We start from the raw sequence: 20,265 nt of genomic DNA on the forward strand, positions 1-20,265 counted from the left end.
TCGAACCTTCGGGCGACATATTGCTGCCGCTCACGAACGAAGTTCGCACCAGCAAATGGGCCCTATCGGATTCGAACCAATGACCACCCGGTATCCCATGCCACCTGAAATCGACAGATGTCATTATGAGCCGAGCGCTCTAACCAGACTGAGCTAAGGGCCCGTATCAACCAACTCTAATTTGCCACACCTCTTTAGCGTACCGGGTTCTGCTCGCGTCGGTGGGAGACAAAGGGAACCCTCTGACGGAAATAACGAATTCGAAGAAACGCCGCCGCCAGGGCTCGAACCTGGGACAACCTGGGTAACAACCAGGTGCTCTACCAACTGAGCTACGGCGGCTTCCGACTGCATTCATCCATAGACCGAGTTGTTTGATAGGGCTTTCGTTTTCGTCCGACAGCATCGATACGTTTTCACGCGTTCGTGGAAAACGTTCGCCCGATGGAACGGTTCGAGGAGGTCGCTTCGGCGGTTCGAGCGGGGATACAGCCGGACGCCGAGGAGCGACGTCGGCTGCGAGCGGCGGTTCGGGAGTTGACAGAACGCGCCGAAGCGGCGATTGCCGACCTGTCGGTGGACGCCGACGTGATTCAAGTGGGGAGCACCGCCCGCGGGACGTGGACGAGCGGCGACCGGGATATCGACCTGTTCGTTCGCTTCCCGCCGGACCTCGACCGTGAGGAATTGGAATCGCTCGGGCTGAAAATCGGCCACGCCGTCCTGCCGGACGGACACGAGGAATACGCCGAGCATCCCTACGTGAAAGGGGCGTTCGACGGGTTCGACGTGGATTTCGTCCCCTGCTATCGCGTCGAGTCGGCGACGGATATCCAGTCGGCGGTGGACCGGACGCCGTTTCACACGCAGTATCTCGAAGCACGGTTGGACGACGAGTTGGCCGGAGAGGTGCTGTTGTTCAAGCAGTTCCTGAAGGGCATCGGCGCGTACGGAAGCGACCTCAGGACGAAGGGATTTTCGGGGTATCTTGCGGAACTACTCGTCCTCGAATACGGGAGCTTTCGCGGCGTGTTGGAGGCGGCCGCGGAGTGGACACCGCAGGTCCGCTTCGACCCGGAAGACCACGGGACGGCGACGTTCGACGACCCGCTGGTCGTCATCGACCCGACCGACCCGGAGCGCAACGTGGCGGCCGTCCTTTCGGCCGAGAACGTCGCACGACTCCAGCATTACGCCCGTGACCTGCTGGAGAAGCCGCGCGAATCGGTGTTTTTCCCGCAGTCGCCGAAGCCGTTGACGGCCGAGGACGTGCGCGAGTTCGTCGGCGAGCGCGGGACGACGCCCGTGGCGATTCAGTTCGACGCGCCGGACATCGTGGAGGACCAGTTGTATCCACAGCTTCAGAAATCGCTGTCGGGCGTCGCTGACGCGCTGTCGCGGCGGGGATTCGACGTCCTCAGGTCGGAACTGTTCGCCGACGACACCGCCGTACTGTTCTTCGAACTGTCGGTGGCCGAGCGACCGGCAATCGAGCGCCACGACGGACCGCCGGTTCACGTGCGTGCTCACGCGACCGGGTTCTACGAGAAGTACGCCGACTCGGATGCGTACGGTCCGTTCATCGATGGCGACCGATACGTGGTCGAACGGGAGCGGGAGTTCACGAACGCGGTGCCGTTCCTTCGGAGCGATGCCGTCCTCGACGCCGCGCTCGGTGCCCACGTCGAATCGGCGATGAAACGGGAGTACGACGTGCTTTCGGGCGACGAGGTCGGGGCGTTGGCCGCGGAGTTCGGGACGGAACTCGCCCGATATTTCGACCCGGTTCCCTGACTCAATTCGCCCGAATTTTGCAACCAAAGCTATGTATGGGTCTGTTTAACCATCAGGGTTATATGGATGGTGTGCATTAGCATAGCATGTATGGCCTCCGCACCAACCGGAGACGACGAATCCGTGTTCGACCAGTTCCTCGAAGACCGTGGTCACGAGACCGAGCAAGTAGACTGGGAGCAGGAGTATAACAAAAAGCAGTGTCCGGAATGTGGTGGACTTCATAATCTTACGGCGACCGAATGTACGGTCTGTGGTTGGAATCCGTAGTCCCCGTTGATTCGCCAACAGACTCGTCGCACGAATATCGAACACCGGCTACGATCGTTCTTTCTTTGACGTCTCTCGACCGACCGGAAACTCGCGTAACCCGTACTGCCGGTAGAACAAGAGAGATTATTTCCCACAAGATATTGCAGAATAAATCCCAGAGTGTCAGAATTTCGGCTCGTTCGTGACGGCGTCGTACGCACGTGTGTTCAACACCGCCTGGAACGACCGGTCCGCGCGTCTGTCCGAACTGCGAGGACGAGGTTCGGGACGGTGCGGTGGTACGCGATACACGCTCGTCCAGCGGCACGTAACGGGCACGACTCCGATTCACGTCGTTTTATACGTTCCCGGAACCTGTGCTGGTGTAATGACTACGCCAATGGCAGAGACGGACGCAAGAGTAACCCGGTTGTTCGGTGGGCCGGGAAGCGGTAAAACCACCGAACTACTCGATAGGGTAGAGGACATTCTCGCACAGGACGGAGTCACGGTAAAAGACCTCCTCGTCGTGTCGTACACCCGTGCTGCCGCGAACGAGGTTCGAGAACGGCTCGCTGAGCGTCTCGACGTCGACCCACGCTCGCTCCAGGGGAACGTCTGTACGATGCACGCGAAAGCCTACGAACTGCTCAATCTCTCCCGTGGTGACGTCGTCGGTGAGAAGGATAAACAGGAATTCTGTGAGGAGTTCGGCCTCGAATACGAGGACGAGTACAGCGGTTCCGGTCGTCGAACGGCCCGTTCGACGACGCTCGGCAACAAGATTATCGCAACCTCCCAGTGGCTCCAGCGAACCCGACGGCAGGTCGCCGACTGGCACGACGTTCCGTTCCAGTGGGACGTCGAAGAGGTTCGACTGCGCCGGACATCGACCCGAACGCACAGGAGGGCAACAAGTACACCCCGACGTGGCCGAGCAGTGACGACCGATTCGACGTTCCGGAAGCCATCCGTGGGTGGCGAAAGTACAAGGGTGACAACGGACTCGTCGGGTTCGCCGACATGCTCGAACGCGTGAAACAGCGTTCGCTTCTCCCCAGCGTCGACTACCTCATCATCGACGAGTTTCAGGACATCACGCAACTGCAGTTCGACATCTACGAGGAATGGAAAGAGCACATGGAAAACGTCCTCATCGCCGGTGACGACGACCAGGTCGTCTACGCGTGGCAGGGTGCGGACCCCAAACTCCTGCTCGGCGAGGGCGGCGAAGACGTGATTCTCGACACCTCCCACCGACTCCCTCCCGCGTTCTCAAAGTCGTCCAGAAGGAAGTCAGCCACATCGAGGAGCGACAGGAGAAGAACCTCAAACCGCGCAAGGAAGGCGGCACCGTCGAAGCGGTCGAGAACCCGTCGATGCTTGACCTCGTGCGGAACGTCCGCTACACCATCGAGGAGTTCGACGGTACCGTGATGGTACTGTTCCGTGCCCGCTACCAGATGTTCCGCTTCGTGGACGAGTTCATCGACGAGGGCATCCCGTTCCGCACGCTGACCGACCAGCGAATGTGGACCGACCGTCTGAACCAGTACGTCGAAGCCGTCGAACAGATCGAGGACGGCGAACCCATCGACGGCCTGCAGGCGCGACGTCTCGCGGACATGCTGACCGAGTCCACCTTCGGTACGAACGACCGCGACGAGATGTTCGACGCCATCGACGAGCGAAAGGAAGCGGAGGGTGCGGACGACCTCACCGAACTGGAGTTCGACGCCGACTTCGTGAAGAACTTCGCGCCGTTCATGCCCGGACGGAAATCCGCCTCCGACATGGTTCGGAAGGTGACGAGCTATCAGAAGCGCTCCATGAAGGCGTACTTCAGCGGACGGTATCAGGACACGGCGCGGGACCGCGTCCGTATCGGTACCATCCACAGCGCGAAAGGTCGTGAGGCTGACCACGTGTTCATCGGCACCGACCTGACCGAGAAGGTCGTCGAGCAGATGGCGGCATCGGTCGAAAACGAGGGCATCGAGGTCCCCGGCGACGAGGAGTTCACCGCCGGAACCGACCCCGTCCCGGTCCTCACCGACAACGAACGCCGCGTCTTCTACGTCGGAATGAGCCGTGCTCGCGAGCGCCTCGTCGTCATGGAGAACCTCGTCAGCGGCGCACCGACGCTCAAACTCGACGTACTGCTGTACAACGAACCGAACGGCAAATCGGTCGAGGACATCCTCGACGAAGGTACGAGCGAAATCGAAGCCGAAGCCGAATAACCGAATTCTCCCTTTTCCGATACCCGCGCATTGATAGCGTTTGCCAGAGCAACTGCTTTCCATGGCAACCGCCGAATCGGAACTCGACTCGCCGTATGCGGAACTCCTCGACCGACGAAAACGGATTTCGAACGTTCGGAACGCGGGAATGGTTCTCTACTGGGACCAACAGACGAAGATGCCCGAAGGGGGAACCCCGGCCCGTGCGAAGCAACTGGGGGCGCTCCAGTCCATCGGCCACGAACTGCTGACCGACGGGCGAACGGGCGAATTACTGGAAGCACTCGAAGCCGAGGAGTTGGGCGACGAACAAGCCGCCGTCGTCCGCGAGGTCCGCCGCGAGTACGACCGCGCGGTCGCCATCCCGAACGACCTCGTGGAGCGGATTTCCGAAACGTCGAGCGAATCCCAACCGGCGTGGCGCGAGGCGAAGGCGGAAGACGAGTTCGAGACGTTCGCGCCGTATCTCGACCGCCTCCGCGACCTTCACATCGAACTGGCTGAGCACGTTGATCCGGAGGAAGACCCCTACGTGGTCATGTTCGAGGAGAGCGAACCCTACCTCCCGCTTTCCCGCGTCGAGGAAATCTTCGACGAACTGCGGGAGGGACTGATTCCGCTCATCGAGGACGTCCACGAGAATGGCGCTGACATCGCGGACGACGCCTTCGCCGGAACCTTCGACCCTGAGGATCAGGAGGCGCTCTGTCGGGATGCGCTCGATCTCCTGAACTACGACTGGGACCGTGGGCGCTTCGACACCGCGCCGCACCCGTTCATGTCCGGGACGCAGTTCGACGCCCGCGTGACGACCCGGTACCACGACCACGATTTCGTGGACCCGCTGACCGCGACGATTCACGAGTTCGGACACGCGACCTACCAACTCGGCCTGCGGGACGATGCCTACGGCACGCCGCTCGGCGAACCTCGCAGTTCGGGGATTCACGAATCCCAATCGCGCTTCTGGGAAAATCATGTTGGTCGGACGAAGGAGTTCTGGGAACTGTTCCTCCCGACCGTCACGGAACGCTTCCCGGAGTTCGAGGACGTGACCGCCGAGGAGGCCTACGAGGCGGCCAATCAGGTGTTCACGGACAACATGATCCGCGTCGAGGCCGACGAACTGACCTACCACATGCACATCATCCTCCGTTCGGAAATCGAGCAAGAGTTCGTAGCCGGGGACCTCGACGTGGACGACATCCCCGCCCGCTGGAACGAACTGATGGAGGAGTATCTCGGCATCGTTCCGGACACGGACTCGGAGGGTTGTCTACAGGACATCCACTGGACGAGCGGGTTCGCCAGTTTCCAGAACTACACCGTCGGGAGCGTCCTCGCCGCCCAACTCTGGGCCACCATCGAGGAGGAAATCGAGGACCCGGAAAAACTCATTCGGGAAGGCGAGTTCGGCCCCATCCGCGAATGGTTGACCGAGAACATCCACGAGCAGGGCCAGAAGTACACCACCGACGAACTCATCGAGGAAGCCACCGGCGAACCGCTGACCGCGGAGTACTTCCTCGACTACGTGACCGAGAAGTACGGCGAGATATACGAGTTGGACTGAATCGAAGGGAGGTGCTTTCGGTTTGTGTCAAAAATTATTATTTTTCCATATCCTTTCTAGAAATAAGAATGGAACTCATAAAATCGGTATCTAAGAACGTATCGCCCAGTTTCATCGCTACGATAGCAATTATTGCTGTCCTGTACTGGTTTATGACTCCTACCAGAGGTATTTCCAGAGCAGCCACAATTGCTCTCACGATTGTTGCTGGAGTAATAACATGGGCGCTCGTTACTTGGGTCAAACAGTCATAGCCACCGACCACATCGTCTATAACTATTCTTCCTCGTCCTCGTCCGTTTTCGCCACCCTTCCGACGACTTTCTGGGCGGCGCTGGAGGGGATGTCGGTGGGCGTCGTGAGTTTCTCGCGGACCAGCACCATACCGACGCCGATGGCGACGAACGCACCGCCGAGAATCAACTGCCCGGCGACGATGCGGTCGATGCCGAAGAGCGCGACGGGAATGGCGAACACTAATGTCGCGGCCAGACTCACCGTGTCGAGGATTCCCATCGTCATGGTCTCCCGCCCCCAATCGTCATACCCGTTCGTTCCGCGCCACCGACCAAAAACCCGCCGCCATCGCGCCCGGTTCCGGAACCGTTTTCAACCGCGCGGCGTCACAGTTCCGTTATGTTTACCGGAATCGTTGCGGAAGTCGGCGAGGTTCGTCGGGTCGAGGATTCGGACGGCGGTCGGCGACTCACCATCGCGGCCGACGACGTGCTCTCGGACGTGGAGGACGGCGCGAGCATCGCCGTCAACGGGGCCTGTCTGACCGTCGAGGAGTTCGACGACGGCAGCTTCGAGGTGTTTCTGGCCGCCGAGACGGTCGAAAAGACCTACCTCGGCGAGGTGGAGGAAGGCGACGTCGTCAACCTCGAACGGGCGCTTCGCGCCGACGCCCGCCTCGACGGCCACTTCGTGCAGGGGCACGTCGATACGACGACCGAGGTCGTTGACGTGCGGGAGGTCGGCGAGGACTGGGAGTACGAATTCGCGCTCCCCGAGGGCTACGGTCAGTACATCGTGGACAAGGGATCGGTGGCTCTCGACGGCATCAGCCTCACCGTGGCCGAGAAGGGAGAGGAGACGTTCACCGTCGCCATCATCCCGACGACGCGACGGGTGACGAACCTCTCGGAGAAGGAATCCGGTGACCCGGTGCACCTCGAAGTTGACGTGCTGGCGAAGTACGCGGACGAACTGCTCGCCGGACAGCGATAGGAGTCCTCAGAACTCGAAGCCGGACGTTCCGGACTCCTCGTCCGTTTCGCCGTCCCGATTCTCGTTCTCGTCGTTTTCGTTCTCGTCCTCCCGGTTCGCGTAGACGGCGTCGTTGCCGGGACGATCACGTTCGTCGTTGCCGGGACGGTCACTTCCGTCGTTTCCGAGGAGGCTACTCCCGGTTCCACCGTTCGTGCTCGTTCGGGTTTCCGCTTCACGCTGGGTATCCACCCGTCCGTCCACGTCGCGCAGTTCGCTTTGGGAGTCGAATCCGACGGATCGAGTTCCGTCGTTGTCGTTCTCCATTTCGCCCCGATTTTCGACTTGGGCGTACATGGCGCGGTAGCGCGAGATTTTTCGGTAGAGCAGGTAGCCGAAGAAGCCGTCGTAGACGAAAACGAAGGCGATGTAGCCGATACCGGGGGTGATACCGGGGTAGAACGCGGCGATGAGGTCGGGGACGAAACCGACGAGCGTGTTGTACGTCGCGTGGATGAACGCGGCGATGAGCAGGCCTTTGATCACGATGGGACCCGCGTTCTCGCGGTTGAACTTCGCCAACCCGAGGTAGTAGCCAGCGAACGCGGAGTAGATGACGTGTCCCGGTCCGGCGAACAGTCGGAAGACGGCTATGTTCCCGGCACTCAGAATCAGATTAGCGTCCGACGACGAGAGGACGCCTTGGCTGATGTAGATGGCGTTCTCGATGGTCGCAAAGCCCAGTCCGGCCATCGCCCCGTAGACGGCACCGTCGATGACGGCGTCGAACTTGTCACTCCGGTAGGCGAACAGGCGGACGGCGAGCCACTTGACCGTCTCCTCGACCGGTCCGACGATGAGGTAGAAGTAGATGACCGCCCCGAAGAGTGGAATTCCGGTGAACAGCGGCTTCAACCGGGAGTTGAACACCGCCGCGAACATGGCGAACAGGACGCCGAGGCAGAACGTCCCGACGAGGAGCGGGAGGGGTTCGGACATCGTCGCGTCCGCATACCAGATGTAGGCCGCGAGGGCGAACGCGGGGACGACGGAGAGGAAAACGAAAACGCCGACCCACGGATTGTTGCCCACCACCGCCAAGCCGCCGAAAACTATCTGGAGCAGTAAAATCGCCGCCGCGAGAAGGATCACGGATGCGCGCGCCACGATGGAAAGTCCCCCATACACCTTCGTCGCAAACCAGTCGAGCCGTGTCCGCTCCTCCCACGTCGAGATGCCGTACAGATCGACCGAGTCGTCCATTCCGCGAGCGACCGGGTCTCGTTTCTCGTCCATGTTTCAATATCACATGGATGAGGAGTAAACCGTTCGGCATGATCTTCCTAATGGAATTAATATGTGTATATATGGCGTATTACTCCTGTAGGAGTACGCTTAATAAGAAGAATAGCCCAACGTGGTACACTATGACACCCATCAGCCACAGTCGAGGAATTATGTACTCGGCACCGCCGAAAGAAACGACACGACGGGAGAAAGACGAGTCCACCGAAGAGGAAGCCACGGAGTCGAATACCGTCGAAGCACCGTCCGTAACCGATTCCAATTCCAGCGTCACCGACGCGAATTGGACGGGCACCGTTCCCGCCGACGACTAAGTTCCCGCAGTCGAACCTCGTTATCCTGAAATCCCCTCCCCGCAAACCGGGAGGTATATGCACGCTTTCTCGACTCACACGCAGAATATTCGGTGTCGGTTCCACTACCAGCTATGAGCACGGTTCGCATCAGAGGCATCTACACCACCGCACTCACCCGCCTGCTCGGCGAGAGCTTCGACGTGGTGCAGGCCTCGCCGCCCATCCGACGGCGGTTCGATACCGAGTTCGCGACCGGCGAGTACGACGCCACGGTCGAGACCACCGACGACAGACAGGGCGTCGGGGTCTTCGGCGACGCCGAAACCGTCACCCGAATCGCCGACGAGTTGGCGAGCCTCGACATCGATACCTTCCGCTGGGAGGACCCGGCACCGCGGGGGGCGCTGTTCGACGGCGTCGTGGACGAAACCCTCGGAAGCGGTGCAGTCGTGAGCCTCGGGGACGGCGAAGGCTTCCTCCCGTTCCGCTCCATCGACCGGCGAATCGACGAGGGTGACAGCGTCCGCGTACAGGTCCACGACCCGGAACCGCCGTGGTCGCGCGACCGCTCCCTTCTCGGGACCGACGTTCGGGTGTACGGCGGCGTGGCCAGCCTCTCGAAGGGCGTGGACAGCGTGGTCGCCAGCGCGCCGGACGATGCCAGTCGGCGCGAACTCGCCCGGACGACGGAGATGCTTCCGACGGACGTGCCCGACGAGTGGGGCGTTCGGTGGGAGTACGCCGCCGCGGACGCCACGCTGGACGAGATGAACGACGCGCTCTCGCGGGCCGTGGAAGGTGCCGAAACCATCGAGGACGCGCTTGCAGACACTCCCGAGTCAGCCGAAACACCCGGGGTAGTCGCCGAACCCGAAGCCACGGCGTGGTGCTGGTTCGGCCGGGAGTCGCGCTTCGCGTTGGACGACGCTCGGCGCGAAGTCACGACGACACTGCCCGGCCACCACCGAATCAAGGCCGCAGACTCCGCCGCGAGTACGGCGGTCGATTTCGCCGAGGACCTGTACGACCCGGACGAACACCCCGAGGATGCGCCGACCGGCGCGACCCTCCGTCAGTTCGGTCCGGAACCGGACGGCGAGGTGTTCATCGACCACGGCAAGCCCGACGGGCGCTGTTTCTCGCTCGGCAAAGGCACCGTCGCGGAGTGTGACCCCGACGCCGGAAAATACACCGTTCGTCGGACGATGGGGAGTTCGGGAACCTACGACGCCATCGGCACCGACCGCGAACGCGGCGACGTGGCCATCACGAAGTTCCGCGAGGGGCGATGGTGGTATCCGACGGCCTACCGGAGCGAGGACGGCGAATCGAAGGGAACCTACGTCAACGTCTGTACGCCCGTCGAACTGTTTCCCAACTCGGTTCGCTACGTGGACCTACACGTCGATGTCGTGAAGCGGCCGGACGGTACCGTCGAACGGGTCGACGACGACGAACTCGATACGGCCGTCGAGAAAGGAAACATCTCCGAGGAACTGGCTGAGAAGGCCAAAAGCGTCGCGGCGAGCGTGGAGAAAGTGCTTCGGTAGTTACGACGAGTCGTTCAATTCACTCTCGGTGACTTCGAGACCAGCACGCCCGAAGGCCCGTCTCGCTCCTTCGACATCGCCTATCGTGTCTCCGAACGTTCCCATCGAAAGGACTCTAACGTTGGTTTCTCCTTCCGTTTCGAAGTAAACGAGATATCTCGTTATGCCCCTCTTCCCGCCATCGACGTAGACGATTTTTGTTACTGCTGACGCCGGAATTTCCGATGCCCGCGAGAGTTTGCTGACGCGGAATTGCAGGGCGACGAACAAAAGGATGGCCAAGATGCCACCGCCCAAAATGCCAAACAGAAGCACTTTGTCGGAGAAAATCACTAAACTCAGCACGAGCGCGACAACGAGAACGCCGAGAAAGGTGACCAACTTCAGTGGAGTATGTTGTATCCGTCGCCGAACCGTACCCATCACGCTCGTTTGAATCCGAATCGTCCCATCTTCGACTCGACATCGGCCTCTCGCCGTCTCGAATTCGGACATAGTATACTGGACATAACTCTACGATAAATCTTCGACGGCCAGTGACACAACCGCGGAGACCAGCATCCTTACCGGAAAATCTCCGATTTTCCGGGCCAAGGACCCCCCGAGGTCTTGCTGAACGAAGTGAAGCAAAGCACGGAAGACCGGAGGTCTTCCGGAGAGGGTGAGGAGTGTCTTCCTGAACATAGTGAAGGAAGGCCAGGAAGTCGCACGCCCGCGCAGCGGAAGCGAGCAGGAACGTCTTCCGCTGCTTTTGGTCCAGATTTTTATCGAGGGTCGCGGAGTGATCCTCGCAATAAAAAGGTGGTTTAGAAGTGCTCGTCGTCGCCGGGCACGTTCAGTTTACCGCCGCGGCCGCCTTCGGAGCGGTCGATTCCCATGACGCTCTCGGCTTGATCCGTCTTCCATTGGCTGGTTCCGTCGTCGGCGATGCGGACGGTCACGTCGTCAACCTCGTCGAACTTCTTCAGGAGTTCGACCTCGATGTTCTGGGACGTGATGGGTGTGATGGAGCATCCGCCGCAGGCCCCGCCGAGTTCGATGACGACTTCGCCGGATTCCGGGTCGGCCTTTCTGACCGCGCTCGTCCCGCCGTGCATCTGGATGATGGGCATCTGGGCTGTCAGCCAGCGTTCGACCCGCGATTCGAGGTCGTCCTCGGACCCCGCCGATTCGGTCGCGCCCTGTTTACTCATACACACCCATAGGAACTCGAAGTATGGTAATCTTGGGGTTCGAGTCGTCGATTATGGAGCGAATCGTTCCCGAAAGATCACGCGGGTTGTTGGCCTTCGTTCGTCCGGGGTCACTCGTTCGGACTCAGTCCTCGTTCCGCCGTCTACGCGCCAGAAGCGAGAATCCGAGAAGGGAGAGGCCAGCGACGCCGACTCCAAAGCCGGGTTGGCCCGTCGTCGCGGCGACGTTGTCCGTCTGCTCGTCGGTTGCCGTCGTTGCCGCGGTGTTTCCGTTCGTGAGCGGCGGCGAGGATTTCTGTTCTCCCGTGTAATTTGGGAAGGTGTACACGCCGCCTCTGCCGTCGCCGTCCCCTCCCATACTCCCCCCGACGAACACGGTATCGGAGACGTACTCGGCGCTCCAGAAGGCGGTCTCGTTCGGCTTGCGCCACCAAACGAGTTCCGCCGGGTTCGACGGGTCGCTCACGTCGAACACCTTCACGCCGCCGTTGTACCACGAGGTGTAGAGTCGGTCGCCGACGAAGTCGAAGTTGTGCGAGGTCGTCCACTGGCCGGACGAACTGACTTCCCCGCACTCGTGGCAACCGTGTGCCGAGGCGACGTCGACCGGCGAGAGCGCGGCGACGATGGACGACAGGGGGGAAACGTCGTAACTCGGGTCGGACGTTTTCGGCGGGTCGATGGTGGTGAGCTTTCGCGGACGTTCGATTGTCGAAATGTCCCAGAGGTCGATGCCGCCGGGTCCGGTTCGCTTCGGGCCGTCGGTATCCCACGCCTCCTTGTTACAGGCGAGCAGGCTCGCATCCTCGTTCGTCATCACGAAGTGGGCGTTCCCCGGCAGACCGACGACGGCATCCCGCTCGTCGGACGATGGGATTTCCGCGAGTTTCTCCAGCGGTCGCCCGCCGAAGTGCGCGACGTGTGTCGGATGCCTCGGATTCGAGACGTCCACGACCCAAATTCCGGCGTCCCACTGTGCGAGGTACGCCCGGCCGTCGTGCACCCACACGTCGTGGAGCGTGCGCACCCACGAATCGACCCCCGACCACTTCGGGTCGTACTCGACCATCGACCACCGGCCCACTTCCTTCGGGTCGTCGTTCGATACGTCCACCAACACGAGGGGGTTGCCGTCCCCGTTGTTACCCGTGAGATACGTGATGTCGTCCGTGAGGTAGGCGTTGTGGATCGGAAATGCCGTCTCGTGGAACGCGACTCGCTTCGGCTTCGATGGATCGCTCACGTCGTACAGCAGGATTCCGTGTCCCTCGTCGCTCGCAACCGGATTCGCCGGGCCAACGACCAGCAGTCGGTCGTCGTCCACCGTCACGTCCCAAATCTCGGTCAGCGGCCCGCCGTCGTGTTTCTCCAGCAGACCGCGCCGCTCGGTCAGTACGTGCGGATTTTCCGGATTCCGGATGTCGACCGTCACGAACCCGTCAGTCGCCGCGACGAACGCGGTGTACCCGTCGTCCCCGACGACCGTCTCCTTGGCGTCCTCGATGGACACGTGTCCCAGTGGTTGGTACGAATTGCCCGCCGAATTGGCCCCGATGCCACCCGTCGAGAATAGACACGCAGCGCTCCCCCCCACGGCGGCCGTGCGAAGAAAGTCTCGCCGATGCATGCCCGTTAATCGGTCGGCAGAAGGATAAAAGCGCGGACGACGCGAATCGTTTTTCCCGTTTCCCGACGCGAGGTATGGTATGGGAATCGGCGACCTACGGGAAGTCACGGTGGGTGACTGTTCCGACTTGTACTATCTGGACACGGGAATGTACGACACGGAGGCCTACGGTGCGGTGTACATCCTCGACACCGAGCGCCCGGCAATCGTGGAGACGGGTATCGGGACGGGTTACGAACGAATCCTCGACGCGCTCGACGAGTTGGACATCGCACGGGAGGACGTGGCGGTCATCGCGCCGACACACGTGCACCTGGACCACGCAGGCGGTGCGGGTTTCCTCGCGGAAGCCTGTCCGAACGCGGACGTGTACGTCCACGAAATCGGTGCACGTCACCTCGTGAATCCCGAGTATCTGGTAAAGGGAACGAAAGCGGCCGTCGGCGACCAGTGGCAGTTCTACGCCGAACCGAAACCGGTACCGGAAGACCGAATCGTGGAAGTGACGGAGGGAGACAGTATCGACTGTGGCAGTCACGACCTGGAGGTCTTCCACGCGCCGGGCCACGCGCCACACCAAGTCATCTTCTACGACGAGGCGAACGACGCGGTGTTCACCGCCGATTCGGCCGGGATTTGGGTGCCGAGCATCAGTGAAGTTCGGGAAACCTCGCCACCGACGGATTTCGATCTGGACCAGTGTTTGGACGACGTGGAGACGATCCGAGATATTTCCCCGAGCACGCTCCTCTACACCCATTTCGGGCCGCGGGAGTACTCCGACGAGGCGATGGACGAGTACGGCGAAGTCCTCTCACAGTGGGTCGCGGCGGTCGAGGCCCAACGTGCCGCCACGGACGACGATGAGGAAATCATCGGGCGACTCATCGACCAACAGGAGATGGACGAGGTTTGGGGAGAGACGAAGGCTCACGAGGAAACGAAATTGAACACCCGCGGCGTTCTCCATTATCTCGACACGCACGAAGGGCTGTGAAACAGGAGAAATCGCACAAACTTCCATAAACTTTCATATCGTTTTATACTACCTTAATGGGGGAGAACACACAAGTGATTGGTATGGAGTGGCGTGACGCCGAGAAAGAGTTTACCGACCCCGTCATCGAGCGGACGACGCTGTCCCGAATGTTCGAAGACAGCGCCGAACGACACGAAAATCGTCCCGCACAGCAGTACAAGGGCGGTATCTACCGTCGCTCACTGACCGAAACCGTGCTCCCGGCGGCACCGAACGGCGAGTTTCGGTCGATTTCGTACCCGAAGATGCGCGATATCGTCCGGAACCTCGCCGCCGGATTCCGCGACCTCGGCGTCGAAGCGGACGACAGAGTCGGGATTTTTTCGGACACGCGAATGGAGTGGGCACAGAGTGACTTCGCGTTGCTCGCCGCAGGCGCTGTCGTGACGACGGTGTACAGGAGTTCTTCCGTTTCACAGGTCGAATACCTCCTCGGAGACCCCGAAGCCACGGGCGTCGTCGTCGAAAACGAAAGTTTGCTGGAGCGGGTGTTCGAGGCAGAGGACGCGTTGGACCTCGAATTCATCGTCGTGATGGATTCGCTCTCGCGGGAGTACGACCGAGACGACATCTACACCCTCGCCGAGGTACACGACCGGGGAGAGGCGGCCTTCGACCTCGACGAGTACGAATCGTGGCTCGACGCCCGCGACCCCGACGACCTCGCCACGCTCATCTACACCAGCGGGACGACGGGCCGACCCAAAGGCGTGAAGCTTACCCACTGGAACTTCCGGTCGAACGTCAACCAATGTTATCGTCGGTTCGGACCGCGCCCCGACAAGGAGTGTCCCGTCATCGACGAGTATTCGAAAGCCGTCTCGTTCCTCCCGCTCGCACACGTTTTCGAGCGGACCGCGGGTCACTTCATGCTGTTCGCCGCCGGTGCGTGCATCGCCTACGCGGAAAGCCCGGACACGCTACAGGACGACTTCCAAACGGTGAAACCGACCACCGGAACCAGCGTCCCTCGCGTCTACGAGCGGATCTACGATGCGATTCGCGCACAGGCCGACGAGAGCGACTTCAGCCGCCGCGTTTTCGACTGGGCGACGGACGTCGGCGTTGCGTACCACGAAACGGACTCTCCAAGCCTGAGTCTCCGTGCACAGAAAGCTCTCGCGGACAGACTCGTCTTCGACAAGGTAAAGGAGGGCCTCGGCGGCAACATCGACTTCTTCATCAGCGGCGGTGGCAGTCTGTCGGCCGATTTGTGTGCGCTCTATCATGGCATGGGACTGCCGATCCTCGAAGGCTACGGACTCACGGAAACCTCGCCCGTCATCTGCGTCAACCCACCCGAAGCGCCGAAAATCGGCACCATCGGCTACCCCGTCGTGGACGTCGAGGTTCGGGTCGACGAATCGATCGTCGGGGAGGACTTCTCGGAAGCGGCGGGAGACGTCGGCGAGCTGCTCGTCAAAGGTCCGAACGTCACCGACGGCTACTGGAACAAACCCGAGGAGACCGAACGCGCCTTCACGGAGGATGGGTGGTTCCGAACCGGCGACATCGTGGAGATCCGACCGGACGGCTACATCGCGTTCCGCGAACGCGCCAAGGAGTTGCTCGTTCTCTCGACCGGCAAGAACGTCCCACCGGGCCCCATCGAGGATGCCTTCGCCGCCAGCGAAATCGTCGAACAGTGCATGGTCATGGGCGACGGCCGGAAATTCGTCAGCGCGCTCATCGTCCCCAACGTCGAGAAGGTTCGTGAGCGGGCCGCCCGCGAGGGGATTTCCCTCCCGGACGACGACCGTGAACTCTGTCGGAACGATACGGTCTCCAACTGGATCGAAGACGAAATCGAGCGGATCAACCCCCAGTTCGAATCGTACGAGCAGATCAAGCAGTTCCGCCTCGTCCCCATCGAGTTCACCGAGGACAACGACCTGCTCACCCCCACGATGAAGAAAAAGCGTCGCAACATCCGCTCACGCTTCTCCGACGACATCGATTCGATTTACATGGAGTGAGCGGACCTTTCGCATCGAATATAAGAATATAAACACGTTCCGTTGAACGGTTCCTTTTTACCTCGTCCCTTCCACAGCATGAACAATGACCAACGGCCCCGAGAAGGAGCCACCTGCGGATCGCAAATCCCCGGTCGGAAAACCAGTCGTCCGTGGAGACGTGTCGGTTACCGGCGCGCACGCACGGGAAGCCAAAGCGTTCGACCCCGACGACCCCGAGAGCGTCGAGGAAGCCGCGTTAACGGTCCGTGCGTTCGCGGAGGGAAGCCCGGGGCGAGAAGACAACGTCTACATGTTGCGTGGGGCAGCGGCCTGTGCAGCGCTCGTCCGAGGTGTCGGCTCCTACAAGGGTGCTGCAAAGCGGGCGGGAGGGGAGACGACAGTCGCGTTCATCAGAAAGTGGGCACGGGTGCACGACCTGCCGCGTTCGATCCGACGCCACGTCGCGATGGGGCACATCGCACCGACGGCGGCGAAACACATCGCCCGCGTGGACGGCGACGCTCGCTATCTGCTGGCGTGGGCGATTCTCGACAACTCGTTGACCGTACGCGAAGTGCGCGCCATCGTCAGCGACATCAACGACGGGACCGCACCCGAGCGCGCGCTACGAACCCACGACGTGACCCTGGGTGAAGTCACCCTCTCGCTCCCGGCCGACCTGTATCGCGAGCTCCGTCGGGAAGCCGCACTCGCGGGCGAAGAACCGGAACAGGTCGTCGCGCGGGCGCTCGAAAAGGAACTGGAGTAACCGAGTCCCGGGCTAGCCGAGGAACGTTCGAGCCGTCCCCGTCAACACGGTTCCTGCAGTAACCACGTCCGGCCAGTGAACCGTCTCGTTCGGGAAGTGGGCCTGTTCGATTGTCCCCGGTCCGAAGAGAACGGTCGGAATTCCCGCGGCGACGTAATGGCGCGAGTCCGCACCGTAGGTCTCGCCGCGAAGCGTCGTGTCGAGACCCGAATCGTCCATCGCCGATTGGAGCGCGCCGACGATAGGTTCGTCCGCGTCCGTCTCCGCGGACTCGAACTGGATGGAAAACCGCTCGAACGTGGGCGGATGCTCGCGAAGCCAGTCGTTCTCCTTGACGACGTCCGCGAGGCGCTCTTCGTACATCGCTTCTACTTCGTCCACTGTTTCACCCGGCGCGACGCCGAACCGCATCTCCGCGGTGAGCGTCGCGGGAACCGACGACGACCACGTTCCGGCCTCGACGGTGCCGATGACGATGGGCCACGAGATGGGGAACTCGTCGTACAGCGGATGCGTGACGGACTCGTTCCGCTCCGCTTCGAGTTCGGAGAACGCGTGTGAAATCGCCTCGAAATGCGGGAGGACGCTTTCGCCGCGCCACCGCGTCGCCGCGTGGGCGGATCGTCCCTCGATGTGGAGTTGTTTCATCACCGTTCCCTCGACGGCAGTGACCGGCGTGAGATCAGTCGGCTCCGCGACGATGGCCGCATCGCGTTCGAACGGATACGGATTCGACAGCGCGGCGGCCGCCGCACCCAAGCCGCCCTCCTCCTCTCCGACGACGCTCTCGACGACGAGACGGCCGTTCAAGCCCTCGGCATGGTCCGAAAGGTGTTTCGCGGCGAAGACGCAGGCGGCAACCCCGGACTTCATATCCACCGCGCCGCGCGCGGTGAGGTCGTCACCGTCCCACGTCGGTTCGAACGGGTCGGTCTCCCACGATTCGCGGGCAACCGGAACCACGTCCATGTGGCCGTTCAGGACGAGCGTCGGCCCGTCGTCCGGATTACCGAACTCCAACACGCCCGCGACGCTCGGGCGCTCCGCGAGGCTCGGCCCGCCGGCACTCGCCTCGGTGTGTTCGATTTCGACGGGGTCGTCGGGAAACGACGGGTGTTCCGCCAGTTCCTCGGCATGCGCCGTCCATTCGTACGTCTCGAAGCCCATCTCGGAAAGGCGGTCGAGGAGCCATTCCTGTGCGGGGCCTTCCTTTCCACCGGTCGTGTCGAACGAACAGAGCTGGTGGACGAAATCACGCAACTCGTCCCCCTGTTCGGTCTCGAACGAGGTCATGATTTGACAGTGGGTACCGGGGGAGAAAACTGTACGCACCCCGGAGATGGATGCGGAATCCGGATCAGAATGGCAAACGTTTAAACGTCGCAACTCGCAAGAGGAGATGAGGGCTGGTAGCTCAGTTAGGCAGAGCGTCTGGCTTTTAACCAGACGGCCAGGGGTTCAAATCCCTTCCAGCCCGCTTTTGCGAGGAACGAACGTGACGAGCAAAGCGGCCCGAAGGATTTGAACTAGAACAGACGCAGTTCGTGAGCGCTACCGAGGCTCGAAGCGCCTCAATGAACGGTGAAGACGTGAGCACAAGCGCGAAGCGCTTCCGAAGCGAACGAACACAAGCGTCGTTCCGGCCGAAATTCACCCCGAAATGATTGGGCGAGCGCTGCATAGCGCGCGCTCGGCGAGCGTGACCGGATCTCGAAACGTGCGGCCGACACCGTTCAGGAGATATTATAAGTCGTCCGAACGCAGAACACGGATATGAACCGCTATATCGAAGATCCACTCGAACCACTCGGCGTCGCGTTCGGGATTCTGCTCGTACTCATCGGAATCGGAACCCTCGTCGGAATGCCATGGGCGCACAAATCGGGCAGTGCCCTACTAATGGTCGGGCAGATAGTTGGTGCGATCGCCGCGATCGGTATCGGTGCGGCCCTCGCATGGGTTACCCGCACGTAGAACGACTTCGCTAGTTTCTACCGTTCGTTCTTGCCGACATAGTGGACACTTCCATTCATAACGGAGAAGGATAGACAGTAGATATGAAATTCGGCATCATCAGTACCGCGAACATCGGTACGGAAACCGTCATCCCCGCGATTCAGGAGACCGAACACGAAGTCGTTGCCATCGCGTCGAGGAATCGCGCACGTGCACAGGAGGTCGCAGAGCAACTCGGAATACCACGAGCCTATGAGACCTACGAGGAACTGCTCGACGATGACGAGATAGAAGCCGTGTACAATCCGCTCCCCAACGCGCTCCACGCCAAATGGACGAAACGGGCCGCCGATCACGGCCTACACGTCCTCTGTGAAAAGCCGCTTGCAGTGGACGCCGACGAAGCCCGAGAGTTGGGTCAGTACTGCGACGAGCGGGGAGTGACACTGATGGAAGCGTTCATGTACCGCTACCACCCCCGAACACGACGTGCAGCCGAGTTGTGTCGTGAGTTGGATATCCGATCAGTAAAGGCCCGCTTCCAATTCGTACTGGACGAACCGAACGACGTCCGTTTCGACCCCGACCTCGCAGGAGGGAGCCTCATGGACGTCGGCAGTTACGCAGTCAACATTGTTCGATTGTTCCTCGGGGAACCGGAGCAAGTGTACGCGACGACAACCACGATGCACAACGGCGTCGAAACGGAACTGACCGCGATCCTCGAATACGAAGACGGTGTGACAGCGGAGATATCTTCCTCGTTCACGACACAGCCCACACAACACTGCCGTATCGAAGCGACGAACGGATGGCTCGAAGCAGCCGAACCATTCCTCCCACAAAGCGACGACGGAACGACACTGGAGTATCAAATCGACGATCGTCGTGCCACGGAATACTTCGACCACGTAAACCAGTACGTACTCGAAATCGAGCAGTTCGTCGACTGCATCGAAACCGAATCGTCCCCGGAGACCGACGCGGACGATGCAACCCGAACGATGGAGGTCATCGACGCTCTATATCAAAGCGCGGACGAAAACCGACCTGTTTCACTCTGAGCAGTAGACCTACCCGATTTTGAGTACGTTAGGTGCCAGATAGATGTCACTCGGTCACGGAAAAACGGACAGCAGACTGGTAAATCGGAGTGAAGCGATATTACCGAGAGTAGTATCAAAAGTACGTAAGCGATCACAGATGGGAGAGCGATCGCTCGGAGGTCAGTAATTCGAAAAGCCAAGGGCCGGATTTGAACCGGCGATGGGCGGCTCTGCAGGCCGCTGCGTTCGGCCGGACTCTGCCACCTTGGCGCAGTCTCTTCTTTGAAGTCGCTCACTTTAAACGTAGCGGTCTTACACCGGGGTATAGAAATAGAGAAACCCCCACAGAGCGGTGGCTCTGTGAGGGTAATGAATGAAGTATGAATGGAGGCGGCGAATCGAATTTCCCAGAGGCTCGCGCACTCCAGTACTGACCGAAACGCAGACAGGCTTAA

The 20,265-nt window shown here is 60.9% G+C and carries 18 protein-coding genes, 4 tRNA genes and 1 pseudogene; 13 read left to right on the top strand and 10 right to left on the bottom strand.

Going from position 1 to position 20,265, the window contains the following annotated elements:
* Nucleotides 1-56: 56 nt before the first annotated feature.
* Together A4G99_RS14850 and A4G99_RS14855 are read right to left on the bottom strand one after the other, a co-directional pair.
* A tRNA-Ile gene (locus tag A4G99_RS14850) sits at nt 57-163 on the bottom strand.
* 106 nt (nt 164-269) lie between these two features.
* Nucleotides 270-342 (bottom strand) — tRNA-Asn (locus A4G99_RS14855).
* A 102-nt stretch (nt 343-444) separates the two neighbouring features.
* Here A4G99_RS14855 and cca point away from each other — a divergent pair.
* The 4 genes and pseudogenes from cca (at nt 445) to A4G99_RS14870 (ending at nt 5,862) form a co-directional block, all read left to right on the top strand.
* Complete coding sequence (gene cca / locus A4G99_RS14860; protein WP_066145305.1) at nt 445-1,794, top strand: CCA tRNA nucleotidyltransferase; 1,350 nt, start codon at nt 445-447, stop codon at nt 1,792-1,794.
* A gap of 90 nt (nt 1,795-1,884) precedes the next feature.
* Nucleotides 1,885-2,064 carry an HVO_0416 family zinc finger protein gene (locus tag A4G99_RS24445; protein ID WP_082837829.1) on the top strand — a complete coding sequence of 60 codons (180 nt, stop codon included), beginning with the start codon at nt 1,885-1,887 and terminating at the stop codon, nt 2,062-2,064.
* A gap of 382 nt (nt 2,065-2,446) precedes the next feature.
* Nucleotides 2,447-4,289 (top strand): annotated as a pseudogene (locus A4G99_RS14865) (UvrD-helicase domain-containing protein).
* Between the two features lie 61 nt (nt 4,290-4,350).
* Nucleotides 4,351-5,862 carry a carboxypeptidase M32 gene (locus A4G99_RS14870; RefSeq protein ID WP_066145057.1) on the top strand — a complete coding sequence of 504 codons (1,512 nt, stop codon included), beginning with the start codon at nt 4,351-4,353 and terminating at the stop codon, nt 5,860-5,862.
* 37 nt (nt 5,863-5,899) lie between these two features.
* On the opposite strand, the gene A4G99_RS14875 is transcribed toward A4G99_RS14870, so the two are convergent.
* Nucleotides 5,900-6,106: a hypothetical protein gene (locus tag A4G99_RS14875; RefSeq protein WP_223301891.1), complete on the bottom strand. Its 207-nt coding sequence runs from the start codon at nt 6,104-6,106 to the stop codon at nt 5,900-5,902.
* Nucleotides 6,107-6,138: 32 nt separating this feature from the next.
* On the bottom strand, nt 6,139-6,378 hold the full coding sequence (locus A4G99_RS14880) for a hypothetical protein (RefSeq protein WP_223301892.1): 240 nt from the start codon (nt 6,376-6,378) through the stop codon (nt 6,139-6,141).
* Nucleotides 6,379-6,498: 120 nt separating this feature from the next.
* Here A4G99_RS14880 and A4G99_RS14885 point away from each other — a divergent pair, with 120 nt between their 5' ends.
* Nucleotides 6,499-7,092, top strand: a complete 594-nt coding sequence (locus A4G99_RS14885; RefSeq protein WP_066145062.1) for a riboflavin synthase — start codon at nt 6,499-6,501, stop codon at nt 7,090-7,092.
* Nucleotides 7,093-7,098: 6 nt separating this feature from the next.
* On the opposite strand, the gene A4G99_RS14890 is transcribed toward A4G99_RS14885, so the two are convergent.
* Nucleotides 7,099-8,367 (bottom strand): PrsW family intramembrane metalloprotease, encoded by a 1,269-nt coding sequence (locus A4G99_RS14890; protein WP_066145064.1) that lies wholly within the window; start codon nt 8,365-8,367, stop codon nt 7,099-7,101.
* A gap of 161 nt (nt 8,368-8,528) precedes the next feature.
* Between A4G99_RS14890 and A4G99_RS26010 the strand changes: the two genes are divergently transcribed.
* Both A4G99_RS26010 and A4G99_RS14895 read left to right on the top strand, forming a co-directional pair.
* The gene (locus A4G99_RS26010; RefSeq protein WP_190303768.1) at nt 8,529-8,690 is read left to right on the top strand and encodes a hypothetical protein; all 162 of its coding nucleotides are present in this window, start codon (nt 8,529-8,531) and stop codon (nt 8,688-8,690) included.
* A 113-nt stretch (nt 8,691-8,803) separates the two neighbouring features.
* Nucleotides 8,804-10,222, top strand: coding sequence for a DUF402 domain-containing protein (locus A4G99_RS14895; protein ID WP_066145066.1), 1,419 nt, complete (start codon nt 8,804-8,806; stop codon nt 10,220-10,222).
* On the opposite strand, the gene A4G99_RS14900 is transcribed toward A4G99_RS14895, so the two are convergent.
* The 3 genes from A4G99_RS14900 to A4G99_RS14910 form a co-directional block, all read right to left on the bottom strand.
* Nucleotides 10,223-10,645 carry a hypothetical protein gene (locus A4G99_RS14900; protein ID WP_150123112.1) on the bottom strand — a complete coding sequence of 141 codons (423 nt, stop codon included), beginning with the start codon at nt 10,643-10,645 and terminating at the stop codon, nt 10,223-10,225. It abuts the gene before it with no gap.
* A 383-nt stretch (nt 10,646-11,028) separates the two neighbouring features.
* Nucleotides 11,029-11,415: a NifU family protein gene (locus tag A4G99_RS14905; RefSeq protein ID WP_066145070.1), complete on the bottom strand. Its 387-nt coding sequence runs from the start codon at nt 11,413-11,415 to the stop codon at nt 11,029-11,031.
* Between the two features lie 124 nt (nt 11,416-11,539).
* Nucleotides 11,540-13,042 (bottom strand): LVIVD repeat-containing protein, encoded by a 1,503-nt coding sequence (locus tag A4G99_RS14910; RefSeq protein ID WP_066145072.1) that lies wholly within the window; start codon nt 13,040-13,042, stop codon nt 11,540-11,542.
* Nucleotides 13,043-13,121: 79 nt separating this feature from the next.
* On the opposite strand from A4G99_RS14910, the gene A4G99_RS14915 reads away from it, so the two are divergent.
* The 3 genes from A4G99_RS14915 to A4G99_RS14925 all read left to right on the top strand — a co-directional run bounded on the left by A4G99_RS14915 (nt 13,122) and on the right by A4G99_RS14925 (nt 16,808).
* The gene (locus A4G99_RS14915; protein WP_066145074.1) at nt 13,122-14,039 is read left to right on the top strand and encodes an MBL fold metallo-hydrolase; all 918 of its coding nucleotides are present in this window, start codon (nt 13,122-13,124) and stop codon (nt 14,037-14,039) included.
* 83 nt (nt 14,040-14,122) lie between these two features.
* Complete coding sequence (locus A4G99_RS14920) at nt 14,123-16,057, top strand: long-chain fatty acid--CoA ligase (RefSeq protein ID WP_066145310.1); 1,935 nt, start codon at nt 14,123-14,125, stop codon at nt 16,055-16,057.
* Between the two features lie 85 nt (nt 16,058-16,142).
* The gene (locus tag A4G99_RS14925) at nt 16,143-16,808 is read left to right on the top strand and encodes a hypothetical protein (protein ID WP_066145076.1); all 666 of its coding nucleotides are present in this window, start codon (nt 16,143-16,145) and stop codon (nt 16,806-16,808) included.
* A gap of 12 nt (nt 16,809-16,820) precedes the next feature.
* Here the strand turns inward: A4G99_RS14925 and A4G99_RS14930 are convergent, their stop codons facing one another.
* Entirely contained in the window at nt 16,821-18,101 is a 1,281-nt protein-coding gene (locus tag A4G99_RS14930) for a M20 family metallopeptidase (protein WP_066145079.1), read from the bottom strand.
* A gap of 110 nt (nt 18,102-18,211) precedes the next feature.
* Here A4G99_RS14930 and A4G99_RS14935 point away from each other — a divergent pair.
* From A4G99_RS14935 to A4G99_RS14945, 3 genes are all read left to right on the top strand, one after another.
* A tRNA-Lys gene (locus A4G99_RS14935) sits at nt 18,212-18,285 on the top strand.
* Between the two features lie 296 nt (nt 18,286-18,581).
* Nucleotides 18,582-18,782 carry a hypothetical protein gene (locus tag A4G99_RS14940; protein WP_066145080.1) on the top strand — a complete coding sequence of 67 codons (201 nt, stop codon included), beginning with the start codon at nt 18,582-18,584 and terminating at the stop codon, nt 18,780-18,782.
* Between the two features lie 83 nt (nt 18,783-18,865).
* A complete protein-coding gene (locus A4G99_RS14945) occupies nt 18,866-19,828 on the top strand; it encodes a Gfo/Idh/MocA family protein (protein WP_066145082.1) in 963 nt (320 codons plus the stop codon).
* 176 nt (nt 19,829-20,004) lie between these two features.
* On the opposite strand, the gene A4G99_RS14950 is transcribed toward A4G99_RS14945, so the two are convergent.
* Nucleotides 20,005-20,080 (bottom strand) — tRNA-Cys (locus tag A4G99_RS14950).
* Nucleotides 20,081-20,265: the final 185 nt, after the last annotated feature.

This window comes from Haladaptatus sp. R4 (genome assembly GCF_001625445.1).
Lineage (GTDB): Archaea > Halobacteriota > Halobacteria > Halobacteriales > Haladaptataceae > Haladaptatus.

Excerpts from the sequence above, each read along its gene's own strand:
- A4G99_RS24445 (WP_082837829.1), top strand. The coding sequence starts at position 1,885 with ATGGCCTCCGCACCAACCGGAGACGACGAATCCGTGTTCGACCAGTTC.
- A4G99_RS26010 (WP_190303768.1), top strand. The coding sequence starts at position 8,529 with ATGTACTCGGCACCGCCGAAAGAAACGACACGACGGGAGAAAGACGAG.
- A4G99_RS14880 (WP_223301892.1), bottom strand. The coding sequence starts at position 6,378 with ATGGGAATCCTCGACACGGTGAGTCTGGCCGCGACATTAGTGTTCGCC.
- A4G99_RS14925 (WP_066145076.1), top strand. The coding sequence starts at position 16,143 with ATGACCAACGGCCCCGAGAAGGAGCCACCTGCGGATCGCAAATCCCCG.
- cca (WP_066145305.1), top strand. The coding sequence starts at position 445 with ATGGAACGGTTCGAGGAGGTCGCTTCGGCGGTTCGAGCGGGGATACAG.
- A4G99_RS14930 (WP_066145079.1), bottom strand. The coding sequence starts at position 18,101 with ATGACCTCGTTCGAGACCGAACAGGGGGACGAGTTGCGTGATTTCGTC.
- A4G99_RS14945 (WP_066145082.1), top strand. The coding sequence starts at position 18,866 with ATGAAATTCGGCATCATCAGTACCGCGAACATCGGTACGGAAACCGTC.
- A4G99_RS14900 (WP_150123112.1), bottom strand. The coding sequence starts at position 10,645 with ATGGGTACGGTTCGGCGACGGATACAACATACTCCACTGAAGTTGGTC.
- A4G99_RS14940 (WP_066145080.1), top strand. The coding sequence starts at position 18,582 with ATGAACCGCTATATCGAAGATCCACTCGAACCACTCGGCGTCGCGTTC.
- A4G99_RS14910 (WP_066145072.1), bottom strand. The coding sequence starts at position 13,042 with ATGCATCGGCGAGACTTTCTTCGCACGGCCGCCGTGGGGGGGAGCGCT.
- A4G99_RS14890 (WP_066145064.1), bottom strand. The coding sequence starts at position 8,367 with ATGGACGAGAAACGAGACCCGGTCGCTCGCGGAATGGACGACTCGGTC.
- A4G99_RS14885 (WP_066145062.1), top strand. The coding sequence starts at position 6,499 with ATGTTTACCGGAATCGTTGCGGAAGTCGGCGAGGTTCGTCGGGTCGAG.
- A4G99_RS14905 (WP_066145070.1), bottom strand. The coding sequence starts at position 11,415 with ATGAGTAAACAGGGCGCGACCGAATCGGCGGGGTCCGAGGACGACCTC.
- A4G99_RS14920 (WP_066145310.1), top strand. The coding sequence starts at position 14,123 with ATGGAGTGGCGTGACGCCGAGAAAGAGTTTACCGACCCCGTCATCGAG.
- A4G99_RS14915 (WP_066145074.1), top strand. The coding sequence starts at position 13,122 with ATGGGAATCGGCGACCTACGGGAAGTCACGGTGGGTGACTGTTCCGAC.
- A4G99_RS14895 (WP_066145066.1), top strand. The coding sequence starts at position 8,804 with ATGAGCACGGTTCGCATCAGAGGCATCTACACCACCGCACTCACCCGC.
- A4G99_RS14870 (WP_066145057.1), top strand. The coding sequence starts at position 4,351 with ATGGCAACCGCCGAATCGGAACTCGACTCGCCGTATGCGGAACTCCTC.